Source organism: Frondihabitans sp. PhB188 (assembly GCF_003752365.1).
In the GTDB taxonomy this organism is placed as follows: domain Bacteria; phylum Actinomycetota; class Actinomycetes; order Actinomycetales; family Microbacteriaceae; genus Frondihabitans.
This window is the reverse complement of sequence record NZ_RJUO01000003.1, coordinates 673,946-688,372: the sequence shown is the minus strand read 5'-3', so window position 1 is coordinate 688,372 and position 14,427 is coordinate 673,946. Positions and strand designations below refer to the sequence as shown.

The 14,427-nt window shown below is 71.8% G+C and carries 13 protein-coding genes, 1 tRNA gene and 1 rRNA gene; 9 read left to right on the top strand and 6 right to left on the bottom strand.

Going from position 1 to position 14,427, the window contains the following annotated elements:
• The 4 genes from rrf to EDF46_RS12025 all read left to right on the top strand — a co-directional run.
• Window positions 1–88, top strand: a 5S ribosomal RNA gene (rrf, locus tag EDF46_RS12040); the annotation flags it as partial.
• Between the two features lie 111 nt (window positions 89–199).
• Window positions 200–1,690: a glutamate--tRNA ligase gene (gene gltX, locus EDF46_RS12035; RefSeq protein WP_123506485.1), complete on the top strand. Its 1,491-nt coding sequence runs from the start codon at window positions 200–202 to the stop codon at window positions 1,688–1,690.
• Entirely contained in the window at window positions 1,687–2,637 is a 951-nt protein-coding gene (locus tag EDF46_RS12030) for an NAD(P)/FAD-dependent oxidoreductase (RefSeq protein ID WP_123506484.1), read from the top strand. The genes gltX and EDF46_RS12030 overlap by 4 nt, the downstream gene beginning before the upstream one ends.
• Window positions 2,638–2,712: 75 nt before the next feature.
• Window positions 2,713–2,784 (top strand) — tRNA-Gln (locus EDF46_RS12025).
• Between the two features lie 62 nt (window positions 2,785–2,846).
• Here EDF46_RS12025 and EDF46_RS12020 read toward each other — a convergent pair.
• The 5 genes from EDF46_RS12020 to EDF46_RS12005 all read right to left on the bottom strand — a co-directional run bounded on the left by EDF46_RS12020 (window position 2,847) and on the right by EDF46_RS12005 (window position 7,989).
• Window positions 2,847–4,238 carry an FAD-binding oxidoreductase gene (locus tag EDF46_RS12020; RefSeq protein ID WP_123506483.1) on the bottom strand — a complete coding sequence of 464 codons (1,392 nt, stop codon included), beginning with the start codon at window positions 4,236–4,238 and terminating at the stop codon, window positions 2,847–2,849.
• A 195-nt stretch (window positions 4,239–4,433) separates the two neighbouring features.
• Window positions 4,434–4,577: a hypothetical protein gene (locus tag EDF46_RS18350; RefSeq protein WP_158614230.1), complete on the bottom strand. Its 144-nt coding sequence runs from the start codon at window positions 4,575–4,577 to the stop codon at window positions 4,434–4,436.
• Between the two features lie 60 nt (window positions 4,578–4,637).
• Window positions 4,638–5,933 (bottom strand): glycosyltransferase family 2 protein, encoded by a 1,296-nt coding sequence (locus tag EDF46_RS12015; protein WP_123506482.1) that lies wholly within the window; start codon window positions 5,931–5,933, stop codon window positions 4,638–4,640.
• Entirely contained in the window at window positions 5,930–7,081 is a 1,152-nt protein-coding gene (locus EDF46_RS12010; protein ID WP_123506481.1) for a glycosyltransferase family 1 protein, read from the bottom strand. Before EDF46_RS12010 ends, EDF46_RS12015 begins: the two co-directional genes overlap by 4 nt.
• A complete protein-coding gene (locus EDF46_RS12005) occupies window positions 7,078–7,989 on the bottom strand; it encodes a WcbI family polysaccharide biosynthesis putative acetyltransferase (protein WP_123506480.1) in 912 nt (303 codons plus the stop codon). The genes EDF46_RS12010 and EDF46_RS12005 overlap by 4 nt, the downstream gene beginning before the upstream one ends.
• Before the next feature lie 232 nt (window positions 7,990–8,221).
• Between EDF46_RS12005 and EDF46_RS12000 the strand changes: the two genes are divergently transcribed.
• Genes EDF46_RS12000 through EDF46_RS11985 form a run of 4 tightly spaced genes read left to right on the top strand, consistent with a single transcriptional unit; the run spans window position 8,222 to window position 12,274 of the window.
• Entirely contained in the window at window positions 8,222–9,331 is a 1,110-nt protein-coding gene (locus tag EDF46_RS12000; protein WP_123506479.1) for a glycosyltransferase, read from the top strand.
• Window positions 9,328–10,452, top strand: a complete 1,125-nt coding sequence (locus EDF46_RS11995) for a glycosyltransferase (RefSeq protein WP_233580008.1) — start codon at window positions 9,328–9,330, stop codon at window positions 10,450–10,452. Before EDF46_RS12000 ends, EDF46_RS11995 begins: the two co-directional genes overlap by 4 nt.
• The gene (locus tag EDF46_RS11990; RefSeq protein ID WP_123506478.1) at window positions 10,449–11,447 is read left to right on the top strand and encodes a glycosyltransferase; all 999 of its coding nucleotides are present in this window, start codon (window positions 10,449–10,451) and stop codon (window positions 11,445–11,447) included. Before EDF46_RS11995 ends, EDF46_RS11990 begins: the two co-directional genes overlap by 4 nt.
• On the top strand, window positions 11,444–12,274 hold the full coding sequence (locus tag EDF46_RS11985; protein WP_233580007.1) for a galactosyltransferase-related protein: 831 nt from the start codon (window positions 11,444–11,446) through the stop codon (window positions 12,272–12,274). Before EDF46_RS11990 ends, EDF46_RS11985 begins: the two co-directional genes overlap by 4 nt.
• A gap of 7 nt (window positions 12,275–12,281) precedes the next feature.
• Here the strand turns inward: EDF46_RS11985 and EDF46_RS11980 are convergent, their stop codons facing one another.
• The gene (locus EDF46_RS11980; protein ID WP_123506477.1) at window positions 12,282–13,793 is read right to left on the bottom strand and encodes a cryptochrome/photolyase family protein; all 1,512 of its coding nucleotides are present in this window, start codon (window positions 13,791–13,793) and stop codon (window positions 12,282–12,284) included.
• A 160-nt stretch (window positions 13,794–13,953) separates the two neighbouring features.
• On the opposite strand from EDF46_RS11980, the gene EDF46_RS11975 reads away from it, so the two are divergent.
• The gene (locus EDF46_RS11975; RefSeq protein ID WP_123506476.1) at window positions 13,954–14,409 is read left to right on the top strand and encodes an SRPBCC family protein; all 456 of its coding nucleotides are present in this window, start codon (window positions 13,954–13,956) and stop codon (window positions 14,407–14,409) included.
• The last annotated feature ends 18 nt before the right edge of the window (window positions 14,410–14,427 follow it).

The following is a 14,427-nucleotide window of genomic DNA, read 5'->3' as shown; positions in this document are numbered from 1 at the left end:
CGGTCACATTCCGAACCCGGAAGCTAAGACTCTCAGCGCCGATGGTACTGCAAGGGGGACCTTGTGGGAGAGTAGGACACCGCCGGACTCAACTTCGCAACACCAGGAAAGCCACCCTTCGGGGTGGCTTTTCTGCGTTTAACCCTCGCGGCGAACAACCCCAGTTCAGAGGCCGAATGCGACGGTAGGATTGACGTCGATGTCTGCCTCCTTCACCACTGCTGCCGGCGCCGATGTGCGCGTCCGCTTCTGCCCGTCGCCCACCGGTACGCCGCACGTCGGGCTCATCCGCACGGCCTTGTTCAACTGGGCCTACGCGCGTCACACCGGCGGCAAGCTCGTCTTCCGCATCGAAGACACCGACGCGGCACGTGACAGCGAAGAGAGCTACGCGCAGATCATCGACGCGCTGCGGTGGCTCAAGCTCGACTGGGATGAAGGCGTCGAGGTCGGCGGCCCCCACGGGCCCTACCGGCAGTCCCTGCGCCATGACATCTACCAGGACGTCATCGCCCAGCTCAAGGAGAAGGGGCTGCTGTACGAGAGCTTCGTCACCCCCGACGAGATGGAGGCCCGGAACGTGGCCAACGGTCGCGATCCGAAGCAGGGCTACGACAACCACGAGCGGGAGCTGTCTGACGCGCAGAGGGAGGCATTCACGGCGGAGGGTCGAGTTCCTGCGCTGCGTCTTCGCGTCCCCGATCGAGATCTGAGCTTCGACGACCTCGTGCGCGGCGAGATCACGTTCCCGGCCGGCTCGTTCTCGGACTTCGTCGTGGTGCGGCCGAACGGCATCCCGCTCTACACGTTCGTGAACCCCGTCGACGACGCGTATATGGGCATCACGCACGTGCTGCGCGGCGAGGACATCCTCTCGTCGACGCCCCGGCAGATCGCGCTGTACGAGGCGCTGTACGAGATCGGCAACGCGAAGTTCATCCCGCGCTTCGGGCACCTGCCCTACGTGATGGGCGAGGGCAGCAAGAAGCTCTCGAAGCGCGACCCTGAGGCGAACCTCTTCCACCACCGCGACAACGGATTCATCCCCGAAGGGCTCGTCAACTACCTGGCGCTGCTGGGCTGGTCGCTGTCGCACGATCGCGACGTCTTCTCTCTCGACGAGATGGTCGCGGCGTTCGACGTCGAAGACGTCAACCCCAACCCCGCGCGGTTCGACCACAAGAAGGCGGAGTCGATCAACGGCGACCACATCCGTCTTCTCGACGCGCAGGATTTCGCAGCACGGCTCGTGCCGTACCTCTCGGGCGTGCTCTCCGACCCGCCCACCCAGGCGGAGCTGGCCGTGCTCGAGCAGGCGGCGCCTCTCGTCCAGGAGCGCATGCAGCTGCTCGGTGAAGCTCCCGGGCTGTTGAGCTTCCTCTACGCCGCCGACGACGCGATCACGTACGACGCCGACGCCATGAAGGGGATCGGCGACGGCGCTGGCGATGTTCTCCGCGCCTCCGTCGAGACGCTCTCGGCGGTCGCCGAGTGGACGCACGAGTCGCTCGAGGCGGCGCTGCGCATCACGCTCGTCGATGGTCTGGGTCTCAAGCCGCGCAACGCCTTCGGGCCCCTCCGCACGGCTCTGTCAGGCCGTCGAATCAGCCCGCCCCTGTTCGAGTCGATGGAGATCCTCGGTCGCGAGTCGACGATCTCCCGCCTCGAGAAGCTGGCCGCCTCGCTGTGACAAGCGAAGCTCCCGAGACCGTCTACGACGTCGCCGTCATCGGGGGAGGGCCCGCCGGGCTGAGCGCGGCGCTCAACCTCGTGCGTGCGCGTCGACGGGTGCTGCTGATCGACAGCAATCGCCCGCGCAACTCGGCGACGCTGCTCTCGCACGGCTTCCTGACGCGCGACGGCATCTCGCCGCTCGAGCTGCGACGCCTGGGGCGCGAGGAGTTCCTCGGGTACGAAGGTGCCGAGCACCGCATGACGATGGTGCAGAGCGTGACTGCTGGGCCCGATGGATTCGTTCTGGACTGCGAGCTGCGGAAGAAGACCAGTCGCGCTGTCGCCCGCACTGTCATCGCCGCGACGGGGCTGCAGGAGACGCTTCCCGACATCCCCGGCCTCCGCGCGTTCTACGGGACGAGCTACCACAGCTGCATCGAGTGCGACGGCTATGACAAGCGCGACCAGCCCATCGCCGTGATCGGCGAGCACGCCGACCTCGCCCAGCGGGCGCTCCTCCTGTCGCAGTGGAGCGACGACCTCCTGGTGTGCACCAACGGCGCCGACGTCGTGAGGTCGCTCGACGAGGAGATGCTCGACAGTCGCGGCATCGCGGTCGACCGCCGCGTGATCGCCGAGATCGAGGGCGGCCGCGAGGGCGCGACAGGCATCCGCTTCGACGACGGCACCGTCGTCGAGCGCTCCGGCGGGTTCGTGCGGCCCAGCTGGTCGAGCGAGCTCGGCTACCTCGCGCCCCTCGGCGCAGACCTCGACGCCGACGAGCTCCTCGTGGTCGACGCACACGGCCGCACCAGCGTCCCCTCGCTCTATGCGGCCGGCGAGACGACCGGGCCCGGCCCGCAGCAGCTCATCGTCGCAGCGGGAATCGGGGCTGCCGTCGCCGCCACGATCAACCGCGACCTCGTCGGCGGTTTGAGTGACCTCTCGGATGCTGTAGAGTAGGTTCTCGGTTCCGAAAGGGGCCATGTAGCTTTCATTCTCCGACGTATGCCACTGTTCGCGGAGTGTGAAATGTTATGGGGTATGGTGTAATTGGCAACACGACTGATTCTGGTTCAGTTGTTCTTGGTTCGAGTCCAGGTACCCCAGCAATTTCGTTCCCCGTGCTTGACCGCTTAGCGGTCTTCGCGGGGAATTCCTGTTGCGCCTGACTAGAAGGCCTTGCCGGGGTTCAGGGTGGCCTGTGGGTCGAGGGCGTTCTTCACCGCGGCGTGCATCGCGAGGACGCGCTCGCCCAGCTCGGCACGGAGCCCGGGGAGTTTCAGCAGGCCGACGCCGTGCTCGCCGGTGACCGTGCCGCCGAGGTCGAGGCAGTCGGCGACGATGGTGTCGAACGCCTCCTTCGCGCGGGCCTTGGCGGCCTCGTCGCCGACGGGGGTGATGATGAGCGGGTGCAGATTGCCGTCGCCGGCGTGCGCGATGTTGGCGATGGTGACGTCATGCCGGCGAGTTGTCTCCTGAATCCGCGCCAGCATCGTCGGCACCGCCTTGCGCGGTACGCAGATGTCTTCGGTGAGCACCGGCCCGAGCCGCTCCAGGGCAGGATAGGCGAGTCGCCGGGCCAGGAACAGGCGAGTGATCTCGTCCGGGTCGGTCGCTCGCTCGACGTCGGTTCCTCCGGCCGCCGTGAAGATGCTCTCGACGCGGTCGGCGAGCTCGTCACCGGCGGCCCCGCGTTCGTCGATGCGGCAGAGGAGGAGGGTATCGACGTCTCCGGGCAGACCCAGGTGCTGCCACTCGTCGACAGCGACCAGACAGGTGTGGTCGATGAGCTCGAGGGCGGCGGGGATGATGCCTGCGCGCGAGATCTCGGCGACGGCAGTTCCTGCGGCCTCGAGTGACGGGAAGAAGCCGATCACAGCGCGTTCGTCGCGCCCGGAGAGCGGCAGCAGCTTGACGGTCACCTCGGTGATGACGCCGAGCGTTCCCTCGGAGCCGACGAGCAGGCCCGTCAGGTCGTAGCCGGCGACGCCTTTGGCCGTCTTGCGGCCGAGCGTCACGACCTCGCCGTCGGCCAGGACGACTGTCAGGCCGAGCACGTAGTCGCGGGTGACGCCGTACTTGACGCAGCAGATGCCGCCGGCGTTGGTGGCCGCGTTGCCGCCGATCGTCGAGATCGCCGAGCTGGCGGGATCGGGCGGGTACCAGAGGCCGCTCTTCGCGACCTCGGCCCGGAGGGCGTCGTTGATGACGCCAGCTTGCGTCACGGCGTAGCGCTCGTCGGTGTTGACCTCGAGCACGCGGTTCATGCGCTCGAGGGAGACGACGACCGAACCGGGGAAGGCGTTCGCTCCGCCCGAGAGGCCGGTTCCTGCGCCCCGAGGCACCACGCGCACCCCGTGCTCGCCTGCCCAGCGCACGACTCTCGCCACGTCGTCGGTCGACTGGGCGAGCACGACGGCCAGCGGTGCGGTGTACTCGGCCCACTCCGCGTCGTCATGGCTGTATCGCTCGAGGCTGCCGGCGTCGGTCAGGATCTGGTCGGCAGGGAAGACCCGGTGAAGGGTGCGGACTGCGGTGTCGGTGTCGGTCGTTGTCGTCACGCCGCCACGCTAGACCGGTTTCTTCGGCCCGAGCCGGGACGGCACCGCCTGCGGCAGGGCAGGCGAGCCGACGCCGTGCCCGCTAGGCGGCGAGTGCCAGGCCGGAAGGATTCTCGGCGGGTGTGCCGTCGGGGGTCGTGCCGGTATCGGGGTCGACCTCGTCGGGGTGGGGCACGGAGGTGGGCTTGGGGTCGCTCACTCGGGCTCACCGCCCGACGTCGTGTCGCTGTCCTGGTCGGGATCCTCCGTGGCGTTGCCCGTGGGCGAGCCGTCGCCCAGCTCGTCGGTGTGCTTCTTCTGGTCGTCGTCGGGAGTCGTGGAGCCGTCTGCTGGGGTCATTGGGGTGACGCTACGCCGGTCGGGGATCTGCCCGAGGGGGTTGACAGCGCTTCCGGGCTGCTAGACCCAGCCTCCGAGGTAGGCGGCCAGCCGGGGCTCGCCGGTCAGGGGCTCTGCCCAGTCCCCGGGCTCGGTCCGGGTGACGAACAGGGGCGGGCCGGGCCAGCGCCCGTGGCGGAGGCGAGCCCGTCGACTGTCGACCCGGATCACGACGGTGCCATGGCCCCTCGCGAAGTGCACGCTGCCGAGCTCGCCGGTGCCCACCGCCTCCACCGCATCGATCAGGGCGGTCGCGTCGTGGATGCGGACGGGGGAATCGAAGGAGATCTCCACTCGGGCCTCCGACGCGTTCGTCGACACTCGCGGGTCGGCTCCGAACAGCCCGGCGTGCTCGGCCGGCACGACGACGCGCGCCCGCGGCAGCGCCGTCAGCACGCTGTCGACGCAGACGAAGGCGCGGGCGGGCGACGAAGCGGAGGCGAGGGTCACGACGACGTCCGGTCGCGCGCCGATCACGCCGAACCCCGCCGAGCCACGTACCGGGACGGTCGACGCGAGCGTCAGGGTCTCGGCGTTCTTCTCCCGGAGGCGGTCGGCCGAATCGCGCCCCGCCCAGTCGGCCCCGTCGTGCCACGCCACGGCGTCCGGCTCATGGGCGAAGAGAGCGCCGGCGATCCAGGCGCGATGCGCCCACTCCCAGTCCTCCCCGCCGTACTCCGTGAAGCTCTCGTCGTAGCCGCCCACCTGCTCGAAGAACCAGCGGCTGCAGGCGGTGACGGCCCCGATGACGAAGCGGTAGGAGCGGGAGTCGGAGTCGAGCAGGTCGCGGCAGCCGACGTAGGCCGCTCGCAGCCACTCGGGCTCCGGCAGGGCAGCCGCGGGGCCCGCCGCCTCGATCGGCTCGCCGACCGGTGTCGACGAGAAGTCGGCGTGACGGCGACGGCCGACCGCGACGGTCTCGGGAGCGAGGGCCACCAGCCGCGTCAGCCGGGCTACGTACTCCGGCTCGGGCGAGGTGTCGGCGTCGAGGAAGCAGAGGATGTCGCCCCGCGAGGACCGGACGCCGAGGTTCCGGGCGGCCGCCAGACGGAAGCCGTCATCCTCCTGCCGCACGACCCGGACCCCGTCGGCGACCACGGGCGCCTCGGGAGACCCGTCGTCCACGACCACCACGTCGAGCAGCTCGGCGGGGTAGGTCTGGCGCGCCAGAGCGGCGAGGGTCCGGTCGAGCTCGGCCTGCTGCCGGTAGTAGGGCACGACGACCGACACCGACGGGAGCACGGCGGGTCGCTCGCCGGCCAGGAGGTCCCACCGGTTGCCCGGGAGACCGCGGCCGAACGGCGCGGGGGCGGTCACCGGCTGAGGCCCGCGAGGCTGCGGGCGCCTGTGAACCGCTGGGCGTCGTCGAGCTGCTGGGCGTCCCCGGGCTGCTCGGTGCTGTCGAACGGCTCGGTGCTGTCGAACCGCTCGGGGTCGTCGAACCAGCGCAGGTACGACGTCGCCGTGTCGGCGAGGTGGGGTCGCGTGACGGCCGCCTCGTCGAGCCACGTCGAGGCGGGGTCCTCGAGTGCGCGTCCGATGGCGTCCGCCCACCCGCGGTCGGGGTCGACGAGCGTCAGGGTGCCGGGGCGGAGCGCGTCCATCTCGCGCGAGTAGCGCGTCGCCGGCACGAGGGGGCGTCGACCTGCGGCGATCCAGGTGGCGAGAGACCCCGACGCCGAGACATGCCGGTGGGCCGCCACCGGCACGGATGCCCGACGGCACCGCTCGCGCAGTGCCTCGTCGTCGAGCCAGCCGCTCAGCTCGAACGGCACGCCCCGATCCCTAGCCGACGCGACGAGCTCCTCGAGCTCGCGTTCGTGGCCGGCGGAGGCGCGTCCGAGCATGCCTACCGTGACGGGCCGGCCGAGGTCGGGGGCCGTGACGCCCCGGCCGAGCTCGGCGACCGCGTCGACCATCTCGGCGTGGCCCTTGCCCGGGTAGAAGAACCCGACGATCGCGACGCTGCCGTCAGGCTCGGGGCGCGGCCGCGGGTCGACGCCCCTCGACAGCACCGGGAGGGGGATCACCCCGACGGGAGTTCGCGAGCCGCCCGAGTGCTCCTCGAGCAGGGCGGCCTCGTGCCGGCTGTTGACGACGACCGCCTCGGATGCGGCGACGACCCGCGCGTAGCAGGCGGCCCGGCGTGCGAGGTTGCGGGGGCCGTCCGATGGCTGGGGGAGGTCGTGGAGAGTCACGGTCACCGCGGTCCGCCGGGCCAGCTCGGCGATCCGCTCGGCTGCGGCCTCAGGAGAGCTGCCCCAGAGGCGGTCGGTGAAGTGCAGGTGCGCGCGAGCCGGCGGAGTCGGCCCGTCGAGACCGTCCACGCCGATCGAGGGGTCCGCCCCGACCAGCCTCGCGATGTCTGCGGCGACCTGGCGCGCGTAGAGGGCGACGCCGTGATGCGCCTCGGGCGTGACCACGAGCGCAGGAACTGCCCCGCCGCCGACCTTCCCCGCCGTCACGCCAGCCCCAGTACGCCGAGTGCCTCGCCGTGCCGAGCGAGGCCGGCCTCGACGACATCGGGATTGTCGGCGTACCACCGCAGGTGCGCCTCCCGGACCTCGGTGCCGTCGACGGAGCGGCCGCCGACGACCCAGTCGTCGGTCGGCTCGTCGTCGAGGCCCCACGCCTCGATGACCGCGGCCTCGCGGGGAGCGTGGATCGAGGTCAGGACGGGACGCCCGGGGTCGCCGGCCGGGCCGGGCAGGCAGATCGCCTCGCGGACTCGCTGGGCGACGGCGGTCCAGACGGGGTTGCCGGGATGGTTGAGGGTGCGCATCTGCGCGAACGACGGGCGCTCGAAGAGGTCGGAGACGGGCACCGTCGCATGGGCGGCCTCCCGCCGGCGGAGCTCGCCGAGGGAGAGCTCGGCGATCGCCCGGGTCGCGACGGCGTCGACTGCGGGAGCAGTGCTCAGCCCGGCAGCCTCGGCGAGGATCCGGAGGTCGTGGTACTCGACCAGCGGCGGGGTGAGCGACGGATCCGTCGGGGGCCGGACGATGGCGTGCGCCGGGTAGAGCCCGGCGAACCTGATCACCGGCACCCTCACGACCAGCGCTCCGGCCGGAAGGCGACCGGACAGCTGCGCCGACCCGAGGGGGAGGCCGTGGTAGCCGTCGCGAATCGGCTGGGTGATGAGGACCGAGGCGCGGGAGAGCCAGCGCTCGAGGTGCGGGAGGTCGGCGGCGACGAGCTCGTGGACGGCGGGCATGCGGACGGAGCGCAGCCCCTCGCCGAGGAAGAGCCGGAGCGACTCGGCCTGGCAGTTGCCGACGACGAGGGCGACCGGGGCGTCGCCGGGGAGGTCGGTGATCCCGTAGAAGTCGCCGTAGTGCAGCGTCCGCGGGTCTGCTGCGTCGACGACTGTCACGGTTGCTCCTCGGGTGGCCGCGTCGCGCGCGGGTCGATCCATCATGGCCGGTCCGCTGCTCGACGCGCCCGGCGGGCGACCGAACCGGGGTACAACGGGCCGCTCGACAGCCCCCGGGGGCTAGCTTGAGCACAGGCCGCTCCCATCGGCCCATCCTTCCCATCGACGCAGGCCGTCACGAGGGCCCGTCGAGTCGCCCCGGCTCACCGCATCACCGCCGAGGAGGCGACCCATGAAGACAGCGACCGCGCTTGCCGCACCACCGGAGCGCATCCGCGTTCTCTCCGTGCCCGCGGGCCATCCATACGTCCGCCATCTCTCCGCCGAGCAGGGTGACGACGCCGTCGCCCGCCTCGTCGATCCGGTCCGCGAGGGCGCGGCGCCGGGTCAGTGGTGGCCGCCGGTTGCCTTCGACCCGTCGTGGCTGCGCGCGCACGCCGACGAGTACGACCTATTGCACCTGCACTTCGGCCTCGAGTCGTTCTCCCTCGCGGAGCTGGACGATGTCGTCGCGGCGCTCCGCGATCTCGGGAAGCCGCTCGTCTACACGGTCCACGACCTCGAGAACCCGCAGCTCGTCGACCAGTCCCATCATCTCGCCCAGATCGAGAGGCTCGTCACGGCGGCGGACGTGCTCGTCACGCTCACGCCGGGCGCCGCCGATGAGATCGAGTCGCGATGGGGCCGCCGGCCGCTCACCGTCCCGCACCCGAACGTGTTCCCCCTCGATGGCGAGATCCCGGTCGGTGCGCCGTCCGTTCCGGTCGTGCTCGGCATGCACCTGCGCGACATCCGCCCGAACATCGACGCCGTGGTCGCGGTCGAGACGCTGCTCGCGGCGCTCGTGCGGCTGCGCGTGCGTGGAATCGACGCCGTCGCCCGAGTCTTCGTCAACGACCGCGTCCGCGACTCCCGCTCCCGCGACCGCGTGGTCGCTCTCGTCGCCGGCCACCCGGGTGCGACACTCCTCGAGGGGCCGCGTCTGTCGGACGACGAGCTCGCGGACTCCCTCGCCGATCTCGACGTCGCCGTCCTGCCCTACGGTCACGGCACGCACTCCGGCTGGGTCGAGCTCTGCTTCGACCTCGGAGTCTCGGTCGCAGGCCCGCCGGTCGGGCACCTCCGCGACCAGCACCCCGAGTCGTTCGCCGAGTTCGCGCGCGATGACGCCGCGGCACTCGCCGACGCCGTCGAGCGTCTCCTCGCGGACGGAGCCACGCGCCCCGGGTCGGCGTCCCGCCGCGCGCTGGTCGCACGGAGACGCGAGGATCGCGGGCGACAGCGCATCGACATCCAGCTCGCCCACCGGGCGGCCTACGAGTCGGCCGGGGCCAGCGCGTGACCCGCCCCCGGCTCCGTATCGCCGTGATGGCGCCCATCCGCTACCCGATCTCGCAGCCCCACGCCGGAGGCCTCGAGTCGTCCGTGTGGAACGAGGTGCGGATCCTCCGCGCCCGCGGACACGAGGTGATCCTCTGCGCAGTCGAAGGCTCGGACTTCCTCGAGCAGTCCCCGAGCGAGTTCGTCCTGCCCGCCCTCCACTGGGACGACCCGAGCGAAGCCACCGACACCACCTATCCGGCCGGGTACCTGGAGCGCGCCCTCCCCGCCGTGGGTCGAGCGCTCGAGTACGTCCAGTGCACTCCCGGCCGCTTCGACCTGGTCGTCAACCACTGCCTGCACGGTCTGCCGCTCGAGTGGGCCGATCGCCTCGGCGTCCCGATGGTGTCGACCCTGCACACCCCGACGCTCCCGTCGCTGCTCGAGGCGAACGCCTCGTGCTCCGAGCCGCGAAGCGCGTTCCTCGCTGTCAGCGACCACACCGCCGCCGAATGGCGGGCGGAGGGCATCGAGGCGACCGTCGTGCCGAACGGCGTCGACACCGACGTCTGGCGCCTCGGCTCAGGCGGCGGCGACTTCGTCTGGACCGGCCGCATCGTCCCCGAGAAGGGCACCCACCTCGCCCTCGAGGCCGCTCGCATCGCCGGCCGCCGCATCGTGCTCGCCGGTCGCATCGGCGACAGCGACTACTTCGAGCGTCTCGTCGAGCCGCAGCTCGGTGCCGACGCGGTCTACGCCGGAGTGCTCGGGGCGCAGGAACTGGCAGCCCTCGTCGGCCGAAGCGCCTGCGCGCTCGTCACCCCCGTCTGGCAGGAGCCGTTCGGCCTGGTCATCGCCGAAGCGCTCAGCGCCGGCACCCCCGTCGCCGCCTTCCGCACCGGCGGCATCCCCGAGGTCGTCGGGTCCATCCCCGGCACCGCCCTCGTCGACATGGGCGACGCGTCGGCGCTCGCCGCGGCGGCGACCGCGCTCGCCGACGCCACCGCGGCTCGACCCGGCGTGCGCGCGAGCATCCGGGCCGCGGCCGAGGCCCGCTTCTCGCTCCACCACCGGGTCGAGCGTCTCGAAGGCATCTACGGCGACCTCATCCACGACTTCGACCGGGCGGCGGTCCTCGCGTGACGGTCGTGGGCTGGTACGTCCACCATCACGGGGCCGGGCACCTCACCCGCTTCCTCGCCGTCCGGCCGCACCTCGACGCCGAGATCGCGGTGCTGAGCTCCCTGCCGGCACCGGCGGTCCTGCCTCCCCGGACCACGTGGACCGTCCTCCCGCGCGACGACGAGCCCAGCGTGCGTCCTGACGGAACCGTGCGGCTGCCCCAGGACTCCTCGCCGACGGCCAGCGGGCTCCTGCACTGGGCGCCGCTTCGCCACGCCGGCCACACGGCGCGTCTCGCGGCCATCGCGCAGTGCATCGCCGAGCGCGACCCCAGCGCCTTCGTCGTCGACGTCTCGGCTGAGGTCACGCTCTTCGTGCGCCTCCTGGGTGTGCCCATCGTCCTGATGACCCAGCCGGGCGAGCGGACCGACGAGCCGCATGCGCTGGCCTTCCGGGCCGCGGAGCGCATCGTGGCGCCGTGGCCCGACGGCGTGCACCCCGCGGGGCCGCTCGACGCGGTGCGGGCGGCAGTCCGCTGGGTCGGCGGCGTGTCCCGGTACGACGGCCGCGGAGACAGCGACGTCGAGCCCGGACACGTGGTGGTTCTCGGAGCAGCCTCGGCAGGGCAGGTCGCCGCTGCGGCGGCGGCGACCCCGACGGCCCGGTGGACGACGCTCGGCGGCCCCGGCGGCGTGTGGGCGGACGAGCCGTGGGAGTTCCTGCGCCGGGCAGAGATCGTGGTGTCGGCGGCCGGGCAGAACAGCGTGGCCGATCTGGCTGCCGTCGGCGCCCGGGCCGTGATCGTCGCGCAGGATCGGCCCTTCGGCGAGCAGGCGGCCACCGCGCGCGCCCTCGCCTCGGCGGGGCTGGCCATCGTCGTCGACGCGTGGCCCGAGGCCGAGGACTGGCCCGCCCTGCTCGAGCGGGCCCGAGAGCTCCGGCCGGAGTGGGAGCGGTGGCAGACGGCCGGCGCCGCCCGTCGCGCGGCCGACGTCATCGCCGAGGTGGCCGAGTGAGCGCGCCGTCGCTCGACGCTCAGGCAGTCGTCGTCGTGACGATGTGCTCGGAGGCGCGGCTGCGACACGTCCGAGCGCAGCAGCGGCTGCTCGAGGAGTGGGCGCCGGAGGCCGGCCGTGTCGTGGTGTGGCTGGACGATGCCGAGGCTCCTCCCTTCGACGGCGCCATCGTCGTGCGGGTGCCCCCGGGCCGGCACGGCCTCCGTCTGGCGGCCGGTCGCAACGCCGGCGCCCGAGCGGCGATCGAGGCGGGTGGACGCGTGCTCGTGTTTCTCGACGCCGACTGCGTTCCCGGCCGATCGCTCGTGGGCTCGTACGCCGAGGCGGCCGCTCGACTGCCGGAGGCGCTCCTGGTCGGCGCCGTGACGTATCTCGCCGAGGGGGTCGGGGTCGGCGACGGCTCACGACTCGACGAGCTCACGAGGCCGCACCCGGCGCGACCGGCTCCGGCACCCGGGACGCTGTCGCGCTCCGGCGAGTACTCGCTCTTCTGGTCGCTCTCGTTCGCCGTCACCGCCGCGACCTGGGAACGCGTCGGCGGGTTCGACGAGGCGTACGAGGGCTACGGCGGAGAGGACACCGACTTCGCCTACGGCGCGAGGGACCTCGGCGTTCCGCTCGTCTGGGTGGGCGGCGCCGACGCCTACCACCAGCATCACCCGACCTCGTCGCCGCCGTGGCAGCACCTCGACGACATCCTCCGCAACGGCCGCATCTTCGCCCAGCGGTGGGGTGCCTGGCCCATGGGCGGCTGGATCGACGCGTTCGCCGACGCAGGGGCCATCGTGCCGTCGGCGTCGCGGGGCTGGGTGCGGGCCGCCGGCTGACCCTCGGTCAGAACGACTGCCGTTCGCGCTCCTGGGCGACGACGGCCTCCCGGTCGGCCAGCCCGCGGAGCCCCGCGAGCGGCTGGGCCATGCGGTGGTTGCCGGCGAGGCGGCCCTCGTTGCGGTCGAGGAAGGCCCAGTAGCCCGCGGTGTAGGGGCAGGCGTCCGGGCCGAGCCTCTTCGACGGCGTGAACCGGCAGCCGCCGCAGAAGTCGGTCATGCGGTTGATGTACGCGCCACCCGAGGCGTAGGGCTTGGTCGCGACGATCCCGCCGTCGGCGTGCTGCGACATCCCGACGACGTTCGCCGGCATCACCCACGGCGTGCCGTCGACGAACATGTCGATGAACCACCGGTTCAGCTCGGCCGGGTCGTAGCCGCGCTGGAGCGCCCAGTTGCCCAGGACCATCAGCCGCTGGATGTGATGCGCCCAGCCGTGGCGGCGGACGCCGTCGACCGCGTGGTGCAGGCAGTTCTCCTCGATCGCGTCGGGTGCCAGCTGCCAGAACGCCTCCGGCAGCGGAGTCGTCGCATCGAGGGCGTTGCGCGTGACGGCGTAGTCCTCGCCGAGGTACCAGTACAGGTGCCACACCCAGTCGCGCCAGCCGGTGATCTGCCGGACGAATCCCTCGACGCTCGCGAGGGGAGCCGTGCCGCGGGTGTGCTCCCCGGCGACCCGCTCGACCACGGCCATCGGGTCGAGCAGACCGAGATTGAGGGGTGCGCTCAGGAGGGAGTGCGCCATGGTCCAGTCGCCGGTGAGAGTGGCGTCCTCGAACGGGCCGAAGTCGCCCAGCCGGACGTCGATGAAGTCGTCGAGCGCGGCCTCGGCCTCGGCGGCCGTGACCGCGAACCGGCGAGGGCCGTCGTCGCCGACGAGCTGCACGCTGCCATCGGCCTGCCAGGCGTCGAGATCGCGGCGCACCTCGTCGTCGATGTCGTCCTCGGTCGGCCACCACGGCTCGGGAAGCCCCAGCGTGACCGCGCCCTTCGGCGGTGCCGCTCGGTTGTCGTGGTCGTAGTTCCAGCGCCCGCCTGCCGGCTGGTCGCCCTCCATCAGCAGTCCGGTGCGCTCGCGGACGGTCCGGTAGAAGTCGTCGAGCAGGAGCCGCTTCCCGGCGCGGGCGTCGGCCCACTCGCGGAAGACCGCCTCGGAGGTGACGAACCCCCTCGACTCGAGCACGCGCGCCCCCGTCGACCGGACGAACCGCCGAGCCGCCCAGGACGGCGGGTCGACGACCTCCAGGTCGGAGCGATCGTGCAGGCCGCCCGTGGCGATCAGGGCCTCGTCGTAGTCGTCGACCCGGTGGTACTCGCAGCGGTCGCCGAGCTCGCGCGCGCGGTGCCGCAGGGCGCTGAGGAGCAGGTGGGCCTTGGCGCGATGGATGGGCCTGCCCGCGATGAGCGACTTCGCCTCGATGAGCAGGATCCTGCCGCCGTCGTCGAAGAGGGGGCCGAGCTGGCCCGAGAAGAGCCACCTCGTGGTGGTGTCGTCGGGTTCCTGGGAGCGGGATGCCATGGCGTGTACGTTATGCGCTCTCTGCTGAGCGGCACGGGGTACGCGCTTCTGCCAACTGACCGGGTAACCAGGCCAGTCCGGGCGGCGATGGCCGGTGCGACCTACCGTCGACCCCACGCGGACACCCCGTGCGTGCGAACACCCAGCAGAGGAGCATCCCATGGCCCAGGCCATCGAAACCGTCGACGTGAACGTCCCCGTGTCCGTCGCCTACAACCAGTGGACGCAGTTCACCGAGTTCCCGAAGTTCCTCGACGAGGTCGAGTCGATCGACCAGGTCACCGACACCCTCACCGTCTGGCGGGTCAAGGTCGGGCCCGTCGAGAAGCAGTTCGAGGCCGAGATCACCGAGCAGCACCCCGACGAGCGCGTCGCCTGGAACTCCACCGGCGGCGAGGTCGACCACGCCGGCGTCGTCACGTTCCACAAGCTCAGCGACACCGAGACGCGCCTCACGGTGCAGATCGACTGGGAGCCCACCGGATTCCTCGAGAAGGTCGGGTCGACCCTCGGCGCGGACAACCACGCCATCAAGAAGGACCTCCAGAACTTCAAGGAGTACATCGAGTCGAAGGGCCTGGAAGACGGCGGCTGGCGCGGCGACGTCGAGGCCTGACCCCGCGCGATAGCGTGG

What these genes read in the sequence shown, in the direction of transcription:
- EDF46_RS11980 (WP_123506477.1), bottom strand. Translation starts at nt 13,793, where the DNA reads ATGGCATCCCGCTCCCAGGAACCCGACGACACCACCACGAGGTGGCTC.
- EDF46_RS12000 (WP_123506479.1), top strand. Translation starts at nt 8,222, where the DNA reads ATGAAGACAGCGACCGCGCTTGCCGCACCACCGGAGCGCATCCGCGTT.
- gltX (WP_123506485.1), top strand. Translation starts at nt 200, where the DNA reads ATGTCTGCCTCCTTCACCACTGCTGCCGGCGCCGATGTGCGCGTCCGC.
- EDF46_RS18350 (WP_158614230.1), bottom strand. Translation starts at nt 4,577, where the DNA reads ATGACCCCAGCAGACGGCTCCACGACTCCCGACGACGACCAGAAGAAG.
- EDF46_RS11975 (WP_123506476.1), top strand. Translation starts at nt 13,954, where the DNA reads ATGGCCCAGGCCATCGAAACCGTCGACGTGAACGTCCCCGTGTCCGTC.